Source organism: Klebsiella sp. BIGb0407, assembly GCF_024807845.1.
GTDB lineage: Bacteria > Pseudomonadota > Gammaproteobacteria > Enterobacterales > Enterobacteriaceae > JGM124.
Map to the genome: position 1 here is coordinate 269,464 of NZ_JANUEQ010000001.1, position 17,582 is coordinate 287,045.

The window sequence follows — 17,582 nt, forward strand, 5'->3', positions numbered from 1 at the left end:
TAATCATCAGACTACTTTTTTCTTAGGCTCAGGCATGCCAGAATAACAAGGTATCGGACGAAAATTATGCGAAATCAGGAAGATGAACCTCCCATGAAGGGTAAGTATAAGACGCTTGTTGCGCTAGCACTGGTATTGATTTTAATACCGTTATCACTGTTTTTCACGCTGACCTCCTGGTTACCGGCGGTGGTGGGCTGGTGGCTGCCTGCGGGAAGTCATATCACTCTTAACGCCACTCCCCGAATCCATCGCAGTGCTATCACTCTCGCCGATGTGCGCTACTGGGTAGGTTCCTGTGAAATGGCGGTGGTAAAAGATGCCCGGCTCAGCCACCCCGACCGCTGGCAACTGACGATGGCAGAACTTCGCGTTAACCCGGATTGCCTGTCTGAATTTCCCGCAAGCCACGAAAGTACCGACGACCCGCTACTGCTCAGTGCCTTACAAAATCTGTTGCCTGAGAGCCGGGTGAATATTGACAACCTGGTGGTGACCCCCTGGCCACAATACCATGGGGCGTTACGGCTGGTACTCGACTCCGATAGGCAAGAACTGCACTATCAAGGGCCGTCAGTCTCCACTCATCTCACTCTCACTCAACAAGCGCTGGATATCTATCAACTGGAGCTGCGTCTTGGCGAAGACCAGCCGCCGATTGAACTGGTCGGAAAGCTGACGCTGGCCCTGCATCCCGATGGCATTCCCCCACAAGGCTATCTGACCACTCAGTTTATTGCTCCTGATGTCATCGGAAAGCTCGATGCGACGCTGCGCTGGCAGGAAAACGAAGGCGTGTTAATCATTGCCGAAGAGAAGAGCGGAACGCCGTTGCTGACTCTTCCCTGGTCTGTTGAAGGGAACCTGTTAGAGGTTAACGGCGGTCAGTGGCACTGGCCTTATGCGGGATTGCCGCTGCAAGGTGGGCTGGCATTACGCATTGATGACTGGCAGCAGGGCCTGGAAAAAATGACCGTCAGCGGGCGTATGAATATGGTGACAGAAGGGCGAGCCGGGAAGGGCAACGTGGTGCTGAATATCGGCCCCGGAAAGCTGAGTTTGCTCGATAGTGCGTTACCGCTGCGACTCACCGGTGAGATTAAACGCGAACAGCTAATTTTTTATGCGCGGTTACAAGGTTTATTAACCGGGTCGTTGATTGATCCCACGCTGGCCTTTCAGCCCGGATCTCTGCTTGCCTCTCGAGGCAAGGTGAATGAGGCCCTGAATATCGATGATGTGCGCTGGCCCCTGGCGGGGGTGCGTATTTCCAGCCAGGGTATTGAGGGGCGGTTACAGGCAATTTTACGCGCCAGACAAAATTCTCTTGGTCAGATGACCTTGCATCTCGATGGTAAAGCACAACATTTTATTCCCGGTCAGAGCGGCGCATGGCAATGGAATTACTGGGGTAACGGATTATTTGCGCCGGTACAGGCAAAATGGGATGTAAAAGGAGACGGAGAATGGCAGGGGGATCGCCTGCAATTCACGAGCTTATCAACGGGTTTTGATAAGCTCGGATACGGAATGATGCATGTCAGCAAACCCCGGTTGCAGCTTACCCGGCCGCTGATTTGGGACCGCACGGAAGATGAACCGCAGTTATCCGGAAGTTTTGTGCTGGAAACAGGCGAAACAACATTTGGCGCAGGCGGGAGCCGCCTGCCGCCTGCGGCACTCTCATTCGACGTCGATGGCAGGACGCCCGCTGACTTCCGCTTTAAAGGTGCCCTTCAGGCCGAGGCTATTGGCCCGGTTCGCCTGTCCGGGCGCTGGGATGCGGAACGCTTACGAGGGAATGCCTGGTGGCCAAAGCAATCATTAATGGTTTTCCAGCCCCTGGTGCCGGCTGACTGGAAAATGGATCTGAAGGACGGCAATCTCTATGCCCAGGTTGCCTTTTCGGCGGCAGCAGGGCAAGGCTTTGAGGCCGGAGGCCACGGAGTCGTTAAACAAGGCAGCGTCTGGCTACCGGATAACCAGGTGAATGGCGTCGACTTTATCTTGCCGTTTCGCTATCAGGATTCTCGCTGGCATTTAGGGACGCGTGGCCCGGTCAGTCTGCGAATTGCTGAAGTACGTAACCAGTTTACCGTAAAAAATATTACCGCTGATTTGCAAGGATGGTATCCCTGGGATGAGCAAAAGCCGCTGAATTTAAGCGATGTCAGTGCTGACCTGCTGGGCGGTAAAGTGGTGATGCAGCAATTACGAATGCCGCAGAAAGACGCGGCGTTAATTCGTCTGCAAAATCTCTCTTCCAGCGAGCTGGTGAACGCAATTAATCCCAAACAGTTTACTTTTTCAGGCCGCTTTGATGGGGGGCTGCCGTTATGGCTGAATCACCCCAAATGGATAGTAAAAGATGGCTGGCTCAGGAGTCCGGGATCGATGACTTTTCGGATGGATAACGATATGGCCGATGCGATTGTTGCGAATAATCTGGTTGCGGGAATGGCAATTGACTGGATACGCTATCTGGAAATTACCCACTCCTGGGCGAGTGTGAGTCTGGATAACCTGGGAGAAATGGACATGTCAGCAAGCGTTACCGGGGTCAGTCGTAATAACGGAAAAACCAGCACCGTTAAGCTGAACTACCGCCATCAGGAAAATTTGTTTTCCCTGTGGCGCAGTTTGCGTTTTGGTGAGAACTTACAAACCTGGCTTCAGGAAAATGCCGCATTACCCTCAGGAGTCTGTACTGCTCCGGGTAATGTCTGTGAGGAAAAACAATGAAAATGACACTGGTTTTACTACTGTCTGTCGGTACCTTAACGCTCGGTGGCTGCGTACCGCGTATTGAAGTAGCCGCGCCAAAAGAACCGATAACCATCAATATGAATGTCAAAATTGAGCATGAGATTCTGATTAAAGCTGATAAAGATGTTGAGTCTTTGCTCAAAAGTCGTAGTGACGTATTCTGATAACGGGACATAATCCTATGAAAATACTCATTAAAGGCGCGCTGTTACTGACCCTGATATTAAGCCTGCCCGCACAGGCGTTGACGCTGAATGAGGCGCGTGAGCAAGGCCGTGTCGGCGAAACGTTAAATGGTTATCTGGGGGCGGTAAAGCAAGATCCTGAGACGCTGGAGCTGGTGGCAAAAATTAATGCTGCCCGGGTACAGGTTTATCAGCAACTGGCAGATAAAAATCAGATAACACGTGAAGATGTCGCCAGACTGGCTGGACAGAAGCTCGTGAATAAAGCGGGGCGTGGGGAGTATGTTCGCGGGCTGAATGGTCAGTGGCTGAAAAAAGAGTAACGGGCGGAAATTCATTAACCCGGGGTGACAATACACCCCGGGATCACCGCTAATCAGGCAGCAACGATGCTGTCGATAGAGGATTTAGCATCGGTCTGTGCTTTGGTAGCGACTTCAGGACCGTAAGCAATACCTTCAGCAAACACATAGTTCACATCGGTGATACCAATAAAACCAAGGAACAGGTTCAGGTAAGGAACCAGCAAGTCACTTGGGGTATCTTTATGAATGCCGCCGCGGCTGGTCAGAACCACAACGCGCTTACCTTTCACCAAACCTTCAGGGCCTTGCTCGGTATAACGGAAGGTCACACCGGCACGCGCAATCAGGTCGAAATAGTTTTTCAGCTGCGTCGGGATGTTGAAGTTATACATTGGCGCATTAATAACGATAACGTCGTTAGCCTGAAGCTCTGCAATCAACTCATCAGATAAAGCCAGGGCTTCTTGCTGACGTGGTGTCAGGGGCGCGTCTGAAGGACGCAGACCGCCAACCAGCTCACCATCCAGAACCGGAACCGGGCTGCTCGCCAGGTCACGAACGGTAATGACATCATCGCTATGCTGTGCTTGCCACTGTTGTACGAAATAGTCAGAAAGCTGGCCTGATTGAGAGTAGTCGGCGAGGATGCTGGACTTAAGCACTAAAACTTTGCTCATGGATGGATCCTTGTGTCTTGATTACTGGGCGAATTGCCAGGGTATGCTGATAATGTATTGGCAATGGTGCCAGATAGATAGCGTAATAAATCGAACCCTCTGTTCAAATTTATTGAACAACACAGGGTGCGGTGAGGTGTGGTAAAATACCGATTAATAAAAAAGACATTTATACATGCGTGCTCTGGAGCGTTTTAACGACAGCAATGATGGAAATAACTACACACTCTCTGTCTTCTCTTTTTGCCCGTCTTGACGGCTTAATGTTGCGCGACAAACAGAATTTCACCCGCCGCCTGCATGGGGTGAAGAAGGTCAAGAACCCACAATCTCAGCAGAACTTACTGGATACTTTAGCCGGTGAAATCGCGATTGCCGAGGAACGCGTGCAGCGTCGCAAGCAATCCCGTCCGGCAATCAGCTATCCGGAAAATTTACCGGTCAGTCAAAAGAAAGACGATATCCTGGCGGCCATCCGTGATAACCAGGTGGTGATTGTCGCCGGTGAAACCGGTTCCGGTAAAACCACCCAGTTGCCAAAAATCTGTATGGAGCTGGGGCGGGGTATTAAAGGGCTGATCGGCCATACTCAGCCTCGTCGACTGGCAGCCCGTACCGTTGCTGACCGTATTGCACAAGAGTTAGAGAGCGAACCGGGAAGTACGGTTGGCTATAAAGTGCGCTTTACCGACAGTGTCAGTGAAAACACTCTGGTGAAGTTAATGACTGACGGGATCTTGCTGGCTGAAATTCAGCAAGACCGACTGCTGTTACAGTACGACACCATTATTATCGATGAGGCTCACGAACGCAGTTTAAATATCGATTTCTTACTCGGTTATCTGCGGGAACTGCTGCCGAAGCGTCCTGATTTAAAAATCATTATTACGTCTGCGACTATCGATCCCCAGCGTTTTTCACGTCATTTCAATAATGCGCCCATTATTGAAGTCTCCGGCCGTACCTACCCGGTAGAGGTGCGCTATCGCCCGCTGGTTGAAGATAATGACGATACCGACAGGGATCAGCTGCAGGCGATTTTTGACGCGGTGGATGAACTTGGCCGGGAAAGTCGCGGCGATATTCTGATCTTTATGAGCGGCGAGCGTGAAATTCGTGATACCGCCGATGCGCTCAATAAACTTGCCTTACCTCATACTGAAGTATTGCCGTTATATGCCCGTCTCTCGAACAGCGAACAGAACCGCGTATTCCAGAGCCATGTCGGGCGGCGTATCGTGCTGGCCACTAACGTAGCGGAAACCTCACTGACGGTACCGGGTATTAAGTATGTTATTGACCCCGGAACCGCGCGTATCAGTCGCTACAGCTATCGCACTAAAGTTCAGCGCTTACCGATAGAGCCGGTTTCTCAGGCTTCAGCCAACCAGCGTAAAGGCCGCTGCGGGCGCGTTTCAGAAGGGATCTGTATTCGTCTCTATGCGGAGGCGGATTTCCTGTCGCGCCCCGAGTTTACCGATCCGGAAATATTACGTACCAACCTGGCCTCGGTTATCTTGCAGATGACCGCGTTAGGGCTAGGGGATATTCAGGCTTTCCCGTTTGTGGAAGCGCCCGATAAGCGCAATATTCAGGATGGTGTCAGGCTGCTGGAAGAGCTGGGCGCTATCACTATTGATGAACAGCAAACGGCCTATAAACTGACTTCATCAGGTAAGCTATTAGCGCAGTTACCGGTTGACCCGCGGCTGGCAAAAATGGTGCTGGAAGCCCAGAAGTTTGGCTGTGTCAGGGAAGTGATGATTATTGTCTCGGCGCTGTCGATTCAAGACCCACGCGAACGACCGATGGACAAACAGCAGGCTTCGGCAGAAAAACATCAGCGTTTTCAGGATAAAGAGTCTGATTTCCTAGCCTATGTGAATCTGTGGAACTATCTGAGCGAGCAGCAAAAAGCGCTGTCGACCAATCAGTTTCGTCGTCAGTGTAAACAGGAATACCTCAATTATCTGCGGGTGCGTGAATGGCAGGATATCTACACCCAGCTTCGCCAGGTCGTCAAAGAGCAGCGCTTACCGATTAACAGTGAACCGGCCGATTTCCGCGGGCTCCATTGCGCTTTACTGACAGGCTTGCTTTCTCATATTGGCCAGAAAGATACCGATAAGCAGGAATATACCGGCGCACGTAATGCCCGTTTTTCCATTTTCCCGGGCTCCGGATTATTCAAAAAGCCGCCTAAATGGACCATTGTCGCTGAACTTGTCGAAACCAGCCGTTTATGGGGGCGTATTGCTGCCCGTATCGATCCGGAATGGATAGAACCGCTGGCCCAGCATTTAATTAAACGCAGCTACAGCGAACCCCACTGGGAAAAAGCCCAGGGTGCGGTCATGGCGGTCGAAAAGGTCACGCTCTATGGCCTGGCGATTGTCACCGCCCGTAAAGTGAATTACAGCCAGATAGACGCCGTCCTGAGTCGTGAGTTGTTTATTCGTCATGCTCTGGTGGAAGGTGACTGGCAGACCCGTCATGCCTTCTTACGGGATAACCTCAAACTGCGTGCTGAAGTTGAGGATCTGGAACATAAATCACGTCGCCGCGATATTCTGGTGGACGACGAAACGCTGTTTGAGTTTTACGACAAACGTATTGCTCAGGATGTGGTTTCTGCCGCGCATTTCGATCACTGGTGGAAAAAGACCAGCTTGCGTGAACCAGACTTGCTCAATTTTGAAAAGAGCATGCTGATTAAAGAGGGCGCAGAGCAGGTCAGTAAATTGGACTATCCGAACGTATGGGTTCAGGATTCGCTGAAACTTCGTCTTAGCTATCAGTTTGAACCCGGCGCCGATGCGGATGGTGTCACCGTTCATATCCCGCTGCCCGTACTGAATCAGGTTGAGGAAAGTGCTTTTGAATGGCAAATTCCGGGCGTGCGGCGTGAGCTGATTATCGCATTGATAAAATCACTGCCAAAACCGATACGCCGTGGTCTGGTGCCAGCGCCAAACTATGCTGAAGCATTTTTAAGTCGTGCAACACCCTTTACCTTACCCTTGCTTGATAGTCTGGAACGTGAATTCCGTCGAATGACCGGCACCACGATTGACCGGGAAGAGTGGGCTTGGGATAAGGTGCCCGATCATCTGAAAGTCACCTTCAGAGTGGTGGACGAGCATAATAAGAAACTTGCTGAAGGCAAAAATCTTGCTGAGCTGAAAGCCTCTCTGAAAGATAAGATTCAGCATACCTTATCGGCGGTTGCGGATGATGGAATTGAGCAGTCCGGGCTGCATATCTGGAGTTTCGGGCAGTTACCGGAAAGTTATGAGCAGAAGCGGGGCGGCTATAAGATGAAAGCCTTCCCGGCGCTGGTAGACGAAAAAGACAGCGTGGCGATTAAACTGTTCGATAACCCGCTGGAACAGCAACAGGCCATGTGGCAGGGGCTGCGCCGCCTGTTGTTACTGAATATTCCTTCCCCGGTGAAGTATCTGCATGAAAAACTGCCGAATAAAGCCAAGCTGGGGCTCTATTTTAACCCTTATGGCAAAGTGCTGGATCTGATTGATGACTGCATTGCCTGCGGTATCGATAAACTCATCGCTGACGCAGGGGGGCCGGTCTGGACTGAGGAAGGATTTGCGCAACTTCATGAACGGGTGCGGGCGGAATTAAACGAAACCGTCGTGGAGATAGCGAAGCAAGTCGAGCAGATACTCACCTGCGTGTTTAATATCAATAAACGTCTGAAAGGGCGGGTTGATATGACCATGGCCCTGGGACTATCGGATGTTAAAGCGCAAATGACGGGACTGGTCTATCGTGGTTTTGTGACCCGAAACGGTTACCGTCATCTCGGTGACACGTTACGCTATTTACAGGCTATCGAAAAACGGCTGGAAAAAATGGCTATCGATCCGCACCGGGATCGGGCGCAAATGCTGAAAGTGGAAAGCGTGCAAAAAGCCTGGCAGCAGTGGCTGAATAAGTTACCGCCGACCCGTCGGGAACAAGATGATGTCACAGAGATCCGCTGGATGATTGAAGAGCTCAGAGTCAGTTATTTCGCCCAGCAGCTTGGCACCCCTTATCCGATATCCGATAAGCGTATTTTGCAGGCCATGGAGCAGATCAGTAGTGAGTAAAGCGTAGAGAATACCCCGCCGTATTATACCGGCGGGGCAATTTTTCAGGCGATGCGTTCTTTATCCACCGCGTCACTGCGAGTGAGTATCACGGGAACGGATTTTGATGCTGGTGTTCCGGTGTCTTTACCGATATTTGTTAAGGGGACGAGTGGGTTTGCTTCCGGATAATAGGCCGCCAGATTACCGCGCGGAATATTGTAGGCAACCAGTTTAAAGTGGCTCACTTTACGGTGAATATCATCATTCCAGACGGTTTCAATATCCACATAGTCCCCGTCGCTGAATCCCAACTGCTGAATATCATCAGGGTGGATAAATAATACCTCCCGTTGCCCGTAAACCCCACGATAGCGATCGTCAAGCCCATAAATGGTGGTGTTATACTGATCGTGAGAACGCAGGGTTTGCAGGGTGAAAATATCGCTATTCTCGCTCGAGTGTAACTGCGGGAGCGCCTCGCTACTGAACTCCGCTTTACCACTGGCAGTATTAAACCGTCGTTCAGCCGCCGCATTGCCCAGATAGAAACCACCAGGAATTTCACAGCGCTGATTAAAGTCAGTGAATCCAGGGATAGTGGCTGCGATATGGTCGCGAATTAAATTATAGTCCCCGGCGAGTGCTAACCAGTTGAGGTATTTATCGCCTAATACTGCATCAGCAATACCCGCCACGATTGCTGTTTCTGAACGTTGCGTACTGGCAATCGGTTTGCCCACGCCCTCAGAGGCATGCACCATACTGAAGGAGTCTTCCACGGTAATAAACTGCCTGCCGCTAGCCTGAATATCTTCCTCTGTACGGCCAAGCGTGGGCAGGATCAGCGATGCTTTACCCGGCACTAAATGGCTCCGATTAAGTTTGGTGCTGATATGAACGGTTAAACCGCAGCGTTGTAGCGCTTGTTCACTGCGCGGGCTGTCTGGTGCCGCCGCCGCGAGATTGCCGCCCAGGGCAATAAAGACCTTAACCTTATCATTGAGCATGGCTTCAAGAGCCGCGACCGCGTGATAGCCTGGTGTACGTGAAGGCGTAAAATTAAAGTGGCGTGACAGGCTATCCAGCAGAGCGGCAGGGGCTTTCTCATCAATGCCCATGGTGCGGTTACCCTGCACATTACTGTGTCCACGCACCGGACAAATACCCGCGCCAGGACGACCAAGATGCCCGCCCAATAATTGCAAATTAGTGATTTCACGTACGGTATGCAGGGCGTGCTGGTGCTGAGTGATCCCCATGGCCCAGGTGACAATCACCGCTTTGGCGTGCTGCCAGATTTTCGCGGCATCCCGTAACTGCTGTTCGCTCAGACCGGACTGCTGCGTGATGGCTGACCATGGCGTGGCGTCTATTTGCGCAAACCATGACTCGATACCCTGCGTATTCTGTTCTATAAACGTCAGGTCAAAGATACCCGGCTTACCCTCCGTAATCAGGCCTCGCTGGGTTTCCAGTAATGCTTTTGCCATGCCGCGAACGGCCGCCATATCGCCCCCGAGATTGGGCTGATAGTAATTAGTACTGATGGTGCCGGAGAGCGGAGTAATAACTTCCAGCGGCTTTTGCGGATCGGCAAAACGCTCAAGGCCTCGCTCATGCAGGGTATTAAAGGTAACAATTTTTGCCCCATTCTCAGCGGCATGGCGCAGGCTATGTAGCATGCGTGGGTGGTTAGTTCCTGGATTCTGGCCAAACACAAATACGGCGTCGGTTTTTTCAAAATCACTGAGGTTGATAGTCCCTTTCCCGACTCCAAGACTGAGTTTTAAACCACTGCCACTGGCTTCATGACATAAATTGGAGCAATCAGGAAAGTGGCTGGTACCCGCCATACGGCCAAACAGCTGGTATAGATAGGAGGCTTCATTGCTGGCCCGGCCTGAAGTGTAGAGAACCAGGTCTTCGGGTTTATCCATATCAGCGATATGTTGCGCAATTAACGTAAACGCATTTTCCCAGCTAATCGCTTCATAGCTGTCGGTCTGGGGGTTATAACTGAGCGGTTCAGTAAGACGGCCCTGATACTCAAGGAAATAGTCGCTCTGCTGATAGAGTTTACTGACGCTATGCTGAGCAAAGAAATCGGCTCCAATCGCGCGGCGGGTTGCTTCCCAGGCGACTGCCTTGGCGCCGTTTTCGCAGAAACTGAAGGTGCTTTTATTATCATCGCCCCAGGCGCATCCCGGGCAGTCAAAACCTTTGGCTTTGTTCATGCGCATCAGATTGCGCATATTTTTCAGTGCGTGTTTACTGTCAAAAACGTAACGCGTGGTGGACTCTAAAGAACCCCAGCCACCAGCAGCTGCTTCATAAGGTTTAATTTCTGATTTGAATTTCATCCGGCAGCTTCCTGTCTTATTATCAGTGACACAACTATTTAACATTTATTAATACAGTTTACCGTAAATTGATAATAAACGAGGCGTAAAGCGTGCTTAACTTGCGCAACACAACACTAAAGGATATTCCTCTACTCCAGACTCTGGAGGCAGCAGCTGCGCAACGGTTTCTTGCTATTCCTGAACTGGCGATTCTTGCTGACTCAAATGTTACTGATAGTCAGACCCATGAGCTGAGTATTACACAGGAATTAGCCTGGCTGGTTGAAGATGCCCGCGGAAGTATTCTCGGTTTTTGCTATACGCAAGAATTAGCAGGGAGTCTGTATCTGGCAGAAATATCTTCTCATCCCGCAGCCCGGGGACTGGGTGTGGGGCGTATGCTGGTGGCGCATGTCCGTCAGGTTGCGGCCAGGCGTGGGTTGTCGGGGGTGACGTTAACCACTTACACCGATATTCCCTGGAATGCTCCCTGGTATGAACGGGAGGGATTCATTATCCTCGAACCTTCATCATATTGCCCTGAACTGAAGAATATTGTTCAGAGTCAGGTGACAGAATTAATGTTACTGCCACGTTGTGTCATGTGGTCAGCTCCCCTGAAAAAAGATAACGATTACAGCCGCATAAAAGATAAATAATTATTCGTTAAGTTTGGCTTTAAAAGAGGTCAGAATACGAGAATTCAGGAGTTTAGTGCGTAACTTGCTGCCAAGTTCGCAATTCCCCATAAAAACGCATCATGGCGAGCAGGGGGGAAATGCGCTAAATTACGTTCCTCGCTATTATTTTTGACACTCTATGTGGGTCTGATGAGCACTGAAAATTTAACAGATATTGCCTATCGCCATTTTATCGAAAGCGTTAAAGATTACGCTATTTATATGCTGAATGTTGATGGTTGTGTGGCGACGTGGAACGAAGGTGCACGTCGGGCAAAAGGTTATGTTCGTGATGAAGTGGTTGGGAAGTATTACGGCCTTTTCTATAGCCAGTCTGAACAGATTAGCGGGCTTCCTGCTCGTAATCTGGAAATCGCCGCAAAAAATGGCAAGTTCGAAGGTGAGGGTTGGCGTTTTCGTAAAGACGGCAGGCGTTTCTGGGCCCATGTCATCATTGATGCTATCTATGATGACAATAATACCCTTTTAGGTTTTGCAAAAATCACTCGTGATATCAGCGAACAAAAAGAAGTTATCGATAAAATTTCCTGGATGGCACGTTTTGATACCTTAACCGGGCTACCAAACCGGGTTGAATTTTTTACCTTTGTAGAAAAAATCTTTCTTGAGTCTGATTATAGTCGGGTGGCTATCTGCACTATTGACCTGGATAAGTTTAAAGAGATTAACGACAGCGAAGGGCACTTGGTTGGCGATCAGCTCCTGCAGCGGGTCTCCACCTCGGTACAAAAAGTGCTGGGTCCCGATGAGATTGTGGCGCGCTTTGGCGGGGATGAATTTGTCGCGGCCAAGCCCTATAACCATGAAAGCGAGCTGACTGATTTTACCGACAGGCTCTACGCGTGTTTTAGCGGCCGACAGTCATTTGCCCAGACAGAAATTAACGTGAATGCCAGTATCGGGGTGGCTATCTATCCCGATGATGCCACCGAAATTAATAAGCTTATCAGTAATTCAGATCTCGCGATGTACCGTGCCAAAGAGAATCTGGAAACCAAGATTTGCTGGTATGAGAAGGATATGGATGAAAAAACGCGTCAGCGCAATATGCTGGCTGCGGATATTCGTCGCGGAATTAAAGAGGGCGAGTTTTATATTCATTACCAGGAAAAACGCGCCATGAAAGATAAATCCATTACCGGATATGAAGCGTTACTGCGCTGGAATCATCCGACCAAAGGATTTATCCCACCGGATGAATTTATTCCCATCGCCGAGGAAAGCGGTGCCATAGTCCCACTCGGCTATTGGGTTATTGAAGCCGTGTGTAATGAATCACTGGCCAATAAACTCGATAAAAAAATCTCCATTAATATTTCACCGGTACAGCTTCGTAACAGAAACTTTATCGATAAAGTGCGGGAGATTTTAATGCGCACCGCCTGGCCTATTACCTTGCTGGAATTTGAGGTGACAGAAACGGCATTTATTATTAATAAAAAACTGACCTTCAATATTCTCCATCAGTTCCAGAAAATGGGGATCAGTATTGCGCTGGATGATTTCGGGACCGGCTATTCCTCTCTGAGCACTTTACGTGAGTTTCAGTTCGACGTTATCAAACTCGACCGTAGTTTTTTGACCAATGTTGAACATAATCAACAGGCGCGTTCTTTTGTGCGGGCAATTATTTCTCTGGGCAACTCGATTAATACCCCACTGATAGCTGAAGGGGTCGAAACCAGCGAGCAGCTACGCATCCTGGAAGAAGAAGGTTGTACCGAAATTCAAGGTTTCCTGTTTGGAAAGCCGGTTGATATAAAAAATATTCATCGTTAGATGATGGGCATGGCAGACTTCAGCATAGGATCCTGCCATCTCACCTTTCACCTGAACTCCCACACCCTCGGTAAAATCCCCTTAATGTCTGCAACACCAGTTGCATAATGCTTTTAGCATCAGTAAGGTGTGAAAAATTTACCACAAAATCCAGGGTTAACGATGTCAACTCAACATGCTAAAGATCCCTTACATGGGGTAACGCTCGAGGCTTTATTAAACGCGCTGGTGGCAAATTATGGTTGGGACAAACTGGCTAAGGAAGTTAACATTAACTGCTTTAAAAGTGACCCCAGTATTAAGTCGAGCCTGAAATTTCTCCGCCGGACGCAATGGGCGCGTACAGAAGTGGAAACCCTCTACCTTAATATGCTGGAAGAGAAACAAGAACGTCTTGCCGATGGGGATGAGAGTCCCTGGGCTAACTGGCTTCAGCCCGATCGTTAATTATGCTGACGGGTCTGAACCATCTGACATTAGCGGTCAGTTCTCTGGAACGAAGCCTGGTCTTCTATCAGCAATATCTTGGGATGCAGTGCCATGCATCCTGGGAGGCAGGGGCTTATCTTTCCTGCGGCGAGTTCTGGTTATGCCTCTCTCATGATAACCAGGCGGGAATAAGGCGCCGCGATTATACCCACTATGCCTTTAGTATCAGTGAGGGGGATTTTAGCCTGATGGTCGAGCGGCTGAAAATGGCAGGAGTGGCATGCTGGAAAGATAACCGCAGTGAAGGACAGTCATTCTATTTTCTTGATCCGGATAACCATCAGCTGGAGCTGCATGTCGGAACCCTTGCATCCAGACTGGAAGCCTGTCGTGAAAAGCCGTATCACCAAATGGTTTTTTATTCTGATAACAATGCGGCTAATGACGAAATCTTGTAGCAATTGCCCTTTAAGTTACCGTAGCACGATAAAAAATAATAACACCCCAAATGATGGGGATGTTTATTGCAGTGAAGATACTGCAAAATAATACAGACCTGTTTGAGCGCCGATCTTCGTCGGTATGAGTAATGTTGCTGTTTACCCCAAAGGCCTAATATGCGTAGCAAATACACCGCATTACAAATCTCACTGCACTGGCTGGTATTTATACTGGTAGTCGTCGCTTATTGCGCTATGGAGCTACGCGGCTTTGCGCCACGCAGCTACCGGCCACTGATTAATAGCCTTCATTTTTTCTGCGGCATTTCTGTTCTGGTGCTGATGGTTGCCCGTCTTCTGGTCAGAATCGTTTATCGTGCGCCGGCTATTGTACCGAAACCTCATCCGGCGATGATTGGTCTGTCTCACCTGGCCCATACGCTGATTTATTTGCTCTTTATCTGCCTGCCGATAATTGGCTTCCTGGCGGTTTATAACCGCGGAAGTGAATGGCAGGTTTTTGGAATATCGATGCCGTTCCGGGCTGAACCGGACGAGGATTTTGAATATACCCTTAAATCCTGGCATGGACTGCTGGCTAATACCGGCTACTTTTTAGTCGCGATACATGCCGCGGGCGCGCTATTCCATCACTACTTCATCAAAGACAACACGTTACTGAGGATGATGCCGGGTAAAAATAAGCGTCAATAACAGTAAAGGCACTACCGTTATCAACGGTGGTGCCTGACGTTTGATGCCGGACCACGAAATCTTCGTCGCCATTCGCTCGGGCTGACATTAAATCGTGCCTTAAAACTCTGACGAAAAGATACCGGGGACTGAAATCCTGATATCCCCGACACAACCTCAATACTTTGGTCTGTTGTTTCCAATAATTCCTGGCTACGCTGAAGACGCTCGGCATTCAGCCAGTCGCCCAGTGAAATCCCCGTGGCGTTGAGGAAATGACGGGTGAGCGTACGGCGGCTCATACTGACTAACCTGGCCAGGGAATCAAGATCGTGCTGTTTTTCCAGGTTGCGGCGCAGGTACTCCATCAGTTCATTCATTTTCCCATCTCGCGTTGAAACCGGAACCGGGCGTTCAATAAATTGTGCCTGGTCACCTTCCCTGTAAGGGGAGACCACCATTCTTCTGGCAACCCGGTTAGCAATCGCTGAGCCATAATGCTCACGAATAATATTCAGACAGCAGTCAATACCGGCTGCGGTACCTGCCGAAGTAATCAGACGTTCATCACTGATATACAGAGCGTTATTATTCAAATGAACGTCGGGAAAGCGTTCAGTGAAATCCTGTTCATACTCCCAGTGAGTGGTGGCGTGGTGTCCTGTCAGTAAACCAGAATAGGCCAGAACATAAGTCCCAAGACAAAGCCCGACGACGGTCGCTCCCCGCTGCCAGCAACCGTTCAGTTTATCCAGAAGGACCTGGGAGGGGCTTTCGGCGGGATTATGCCAGTAGGGTACAATCACAATATCCGCACTATCCAGCAGCGTAAGATCCTGCTCCACATTTATCGACAGTCCCAGGCTGGTATGTACGGTGCCGGGTATCTCAGTACAAACCTCCAGATGAAACAAATCTGGCTGCGGCATTGCTGCCCCGAAGAGAATACAGGGCACTGAAAAATGAAACGGGCTAAATCCGGTGGTGGCTATTACGGCGACCCTCAGTGCAGACATAGTTTTAACCTTAGGTGTAATGACTTTTCTGAGGATAACAGCTGGTCCGCCTGAGTGTCTGTCTCTGGTTATTCAAAAAGAAAAGTACTTTCAGAAAAACATACTTTCACCATCAGCCGGGATCAGCACTTTATCTTCAATACCCTGTTCCAGGGTGAATTCACGTAGCTCAGCGCGGGTCAGCAGACAGTGGTTAATGGCTTCCATATGTGAGGTTACGATGGTTGCCGTCGGTAAAAATTGAAGAGTACGCAGCGTGTCTTCTTTCCCCATGATAATTGGACCGTAGAGGTCGTTTACAGCATTGCCTGCATTCAGCACCACAATTTCTGGCTGGAAACGCTGGAGATTTCTCACATAAGGTTTAACCCAGACGGTATCGCCGGCGATATAGAGCGTTTTTTCGTCCGGGTGGGTGAATACCAGCCCACAGGCATCACCCAGTAAGCTTCCCAGCAGGGTATCGGCATATAAGTCATTACTTCCATGCTGGCCATCTGTTTTATAAATAGTCAGGTCATCTCCAAAGCAATTTTCATCTTTGAGTACCCGGACATTAACAAATCCCTGAGAGCTAACCAGTGCGGCATCACTTTCATTCTGGGTATAAATCATCATCTCTTTAGGGATTAATTGCTGGGCGGCTTCATCCCAGTGGTCAGTATGGGTGTGGGTCAGAATAATGATATCGACGGCGAGTAACTCAGCGACTTCAACAGGCAAATCAACCATAGGGTTACGCAGGTGTGGTCGGGCATTTCCTACAAAACCCGGCCAGGCTTCCTTTTCAGCAAGCATAGGGTCGATAAGGAATTTTTTATCTGCGTATTCCAGCGTCAGTGTTGCATTGCGAATTTGAGTTAATTTCATTGAGAGCTCCAGTGATAAATCCGTATTTTGCTGCAACCACCCCGTTGTCAGAACAAGGTGGCTGCGAATGGACTCACTGTAACGGCGGGAGGGTATTAATGGTGACAGGCTCTCAGGTCAATTGTCGATGAAATCAGGCCAATCGGCAGTGGCCTGATTTTAACGGACAGCGTAGCTGTTGCTCAGACCTTGGCAGGCGCTTCTTCAGGTCGTAATTTACCTAACACAATACTGGCGACGATGGCGACACAACCGCCAATAAAGGTTTCATAGACCCGTGAGAATGGCAGTAAATAGGTAGGATCATGCAGAAACTCTGTCTGTTCCAGTAACAACAGAACAAATACGGTAATCGCAAAGGTTTTCGCCGTATAGTTCATTTTTAAAAAACTGGGCAGTAAAAAAACCACCACGCCGAGGATGCCGAAATAGAGATAAATATGGGTGAAGCTAATGAGGTTGAAAAGCGCAATAATAAATAAGGCGCCCAGCAGACTCCCGGCAAACCTTAAACAGGTTGTCTTTAAGATATTCAGTTCTTTTGGCCTTAATAACACAATAAAGGTCAGTGGCGCCCAGTAGGCACGATACAGGTCAAGATAGTCTGGCAGAGCAAGGCTTGCGAACAGGAAAGCGCTATAGATTAAGGCGCGCAGTGGAATGTTTTTTTCACCGGTATAGGTTTGTCTGGCAAAGAGGCCGTTTCTGAAGGCATTATTGTCAAAGTGTTTATGCTTAAGCAATGCGAGGCAGAAGAGGCTGATAGTGATACCGGTAATATAGGCCAGGGGTAATTCAATCTTCACGGCCGGTAGCGTTGTGCCAAGGCTTGAGAAAATAATTAAAAAAGGAATGGTACGATCGATATAAAGATCTTTGTTATAGGCGACGTAGTAGAAGCAAGAAACACAGAACAGATAGAAATAGAATCCAACCGACAGCTTTAGCAGAAAGCCGAGTCCCGCCCCTGCCAGTACGAGTAGCAGTAAAAACCAGATATACAGGACATTGCCTTCCTCCGGCTTGGCTTCATAGATGATATGGGTGAAGAGGACGGTGATAACCCCAAATACGGCGCCGATGACGCCAAAAAGGCTAAAACAAACAAGGCTGTTCAGCAACGCGATAAAAAAGAACACACCATTATTTCGAAAACTAACCTGCATTTTACCCCCACAACTCAACGTTTATCATCGTACAGATACCTTAGTATAAGACTGACGAAAAAAATGGGTTTATTTTTTAGTTTAGCGGGGCGGTGTGCCAGTCAGATGTCATTTGGGTA

14 protein-coding genes are annotated in these 17,582 nt (G+C 49.3%); 9 read left to right on the forward strand and 5 right to left on the reverse strand.

The genetic code is table 11. The features are described 5' to 3' along the window. Positions 1-93 precede the first annotated feature (93 nt). The 3 genes from M2387_RS01295 to M2387_RS01305 are packed head-to-tail and all read left to right on the forward strand — an operon-like array spanning position 94 to position 3,274. A complete protein-coding gene (locus M2387_RS01295; RefSeq protein WP_259046682.1) occupies positions 94-2,742 on the forward strand; it encodes a YdbH family protein in 2,649 nt (882 codons plus the stop codon). Positions 2,743-2,744: 2 nt separating this feature from the next. Further along, on the forward strand, positions 2,745-2,930 hold the full coding sequence (locus tag M2387_RS01300; protein ID WP_259048217.1) for a YnbE family lipoprotein: 186 nt from the start codon (positions 2,745-2,747) through the stop codon (positions 2,928-2,930). 17 nt (positions 2,931-2,947) lie between these two features. After that, entirely contained in the window at positions 2,948-3,274 is a 327-nt protein-coding gene (locus tag M2387_RS01305) for a YdbL family probable chaperone protein (RefSeq protein WP_259046683.1), read from the forward strand. 53 nt (positions 3,275-3,327) lie between these two features. Here the strand turns inward: M2387_RS01305 and azoR are convergent, their stop codons facing one another. Then, positions 3,328-3,933: an FMN-dependent NADH-azoreductase gene (azoR, locus tag M2387_RS01310; protein WP_259046684.1), complete on the reverse strand. Its 606-nt coding sequence runs from the start codon at positions 3,931-3,933 to the stop codon at positions 3,328-3,330. Between the two features lie 206 nt (positions 3,934-4,139). Here azoR and hrpA point away from each other — a divergent pair, with 206 nt between their 5' ends. Beyond that, positions 4,140-8,045, forward strand: coding sequence for an ATP-dependent RNA helicase HrpA (gene hrpA / locus M2387_RS01315; RefSeq protein ID WP_259046685.1), 3,906 nt, complete (start codon positions 4,140-4,142; stop codon positions 8,043-8,045). A 44-nt stretch (positions 8,046-8,089) separates the two neighbouring features. On the opposite strand, the gene M2387_RS01320 is transcribed toward hrpA, so the two are convergent. Next, positions 8,090-10,387, reverse strand: a complete 2,298-nt coding sequence (locus M2387_RS01320) for an FdhF/YdeP family oxidoreductase (protein WP_259046686.1) — start codon at positions 10,385-10,387, stop codon at positions 8,090-8,092. A gap of 92 nt (positions 10,388-10,479) precedes the next feature. On the opposite strand from M2387_RS01320, the gene M2387_RS01325 reads away from it, so the two are divergent. The 5 genes from M2387_RS01325 (at position 10,480) to cybB (ending at position 14,432) form a co-directional block, all read left to right on the forward strand. After that, the gene (locus M2387_RS01325; RefSeq protein WP_259046687.1) at positions 10,480-11,028 is read left to right on the forward strand and encodes a GNAT family N-acetyltransferase; all 549 of its coding nucleotides are present in this window, start codon (positions 10,480-10,482) and stop codon (positions 11,026-11,028) included. A 171-nt stretch (positions 11,029-11,199) separates the two neighbouring features. Beyond that, a complete protein-coding gene (locus M2387_RS01330) occupies positions 11,200-12,849 on the forward strand; it encodes a putative bifunctional diguanylate cyclase/phosphodiesterase (RefSeq protein WP_259046688.1) in 1,650 nt (549 codons plus the stop codon). 162 nt (positions 12,850-13,011) lie between these two features. Then, positions 13,012-13,296 carry a VF530 family protein gene (locus M2387_RS01335; RefSeq protein ID WP_259046689.1) on the forward strand — a complete coding sequence of 95 codons (285 nt, stop codon included), beginning with the start codon at positions 13,012-13,014 and terminating at the stop codon, positions 13,294-13,296. Between the two features lie 2 nt (positions 13,297-13,298). Next, positions 13,299-13,736 (forward strand): fosfomycin resistance glutathione transferase, encoded by a 438-nt coding sequence (gene fos, locus M2387_RS01340; RefSeq protein WP_259046690.1) that lies wholly within the window; start codon positions 13,299-13,301, stop codon positions 13,734-13,736. A 159-nt stretch (positions 13,737-13,895) separates the two neighbouring features. After that, a complete protein-coding gene (gene cybB, locus M2387_RS01345; RefSeq protein ID WP_259046691.1) occupies positions 13,896-14,432 on the forward strand; it encodes a cytochrome b561 in 537 nt (178 codons plus the stop codon). A 20-nt stretch (positions 14,433-14,452) separates the two neighbouring features. Here the strand turns inward: cybB and M2387_RS01350 are convergent, their stop codons facing one another. The 3 genes from M2387_RS01350 to M2387_RS01360 all read right to left on the reverse strand — a co-directional run bounded on the left by M2387_RS01350 (position 14,453) and on the right by M2387_RS01360 (position 17,463). Further along, positions 14,453-15,427 carry a GlxA family transcriptional regulator gene (locus M2387_RS01350; protein ID WP_259046692.1) on the reverse strand — a complete coding sequence of 325 codons (975 nt, stop codon included), beginning with the start codon at positions 15,425-15,427 and terminating at the stop codon, positions 14,453-14,455. A 90-nt stretch (positions 15,428-15,517) separates the two neighbouring features. Beyond that, positions 15,518-16,297 (reverse strand): MBL fold metallo-hydrolase, encoded by a 780-nt coding sequence (locus tag M2387_RS01355; RefSeq protein WP_259046693.1) that lies wholly within the window; start codon positions 16,295-16,297, stop codon positions 15,518-15,520. A gap of 182 nt (positions 16,298-16,479) precedes the next feature. Then, a complete protein-coding gene (locus tag M2387_RS01360; protein ID WP_259046694.1) occupies positions 16,480-17,463 on the reverse strand; it encodes an FUSC family protein in 984 nt (327 codons plus the stop codon). Between the last annotated feature and the right edge of the window lie 119 nt (positions 17,464-17,582).

What these genes read in the sequence shown, in the direction of transcription:
- M2387_RS01295 (WP_259046682.1), top strand. Translation starts at nt 94, where the DNA reads ATGAAGGGTAAGTATAAGACGCTTGTTGCGCTAGCACTGGTATTGATT.
- M2387_RS01300 (WP_259048217.1), top strand. Translation starts at nt 2,745, where the DNA reads ATGACACTGGTTTTACTACTGTCTGTCGGTACCTTAACGCTCGGTGGC.
- M2387_RS01305 (WP_259046683.1), top strand. Translation starts at nt 2,948, where the DNA reads ATGAAAATACTCATTAAAGGCGCGCTGTTACTGACCCTGATATTAAGC.
- azoR (WP_259046684.1), bottom strand. Translation starts at nt 3,933, where the DNA reads ATGAGCAAAGTTTTAGTGCTTAAGTCCAGCATCCTCGCCGACTACTCT.
- hrpA (WP_259046685.1), top strand. Translation starts at nt 4,140, where the DNA reads ATGATGGAAATAACTACACACTCTCTGTCTTCTCTTTTTGCCCGTCTT.
- M2387_RS01320 (WP_259046686.1), bottom strand. Translation starts at nt 10,387, where the DNA reads ATGAAATTCAAATCAGAAATTAAACCTTATGAAGCAGCTGCTGGTGGC.
- M2387_RS01330 (WP_259046688.1), top strand. Translation starts at nt 11,200, where the DNA reads ATGAGCACTGAAAATTTAACAGATATTGCCTATCGCCATTTTATCGAA.
- M2387_RS01335 (WP_259046689.1), top strand. Translation starts at nt 13,012, where the DNA reads ATGTCAACTCAACATGCTAAAGATCCCTTACATGGGGTAACGCTCGAG.
- fos (WP_259046690.1), top strand. Translation starts at nt 13,299, where the DNA reads ATGCTGACGGGTCTGAACCATCTGACATTAGCGGTCAGTTCTCTGGAA.
- cybB (WP_259046691.1), top strand. Translation starts at nt 13,896, where the DNA reads ATGCGTAGCAAATACACCGCATTACAAATCTCACTGCACTGGCTGGTA.
- M2387_RS01350 (WP_259046692.1), bottom strand. Translation starts at nt 15,427, where the DNA reads ATGTCTGCACTGAGGGTCGCCGTAATAGCCACCACCGGATTTAGCCCG.
- M2387_RS01355 (WP_259046693.1), bottom strand. Translation starts at nt 16,297, where the DNA reads ATGAAATTAACTCAAATTCGCAATGCAACACTGACGCTGGAATACGCA.
- M2387_RS01360 (WP_259046694.1), bottom strand. Translation starts at nt 17,463, where the DNA reads ATGCAGGTTAGTTTTCGAAATAATGGTGTGTTCTTTTTTATCGCGTTG.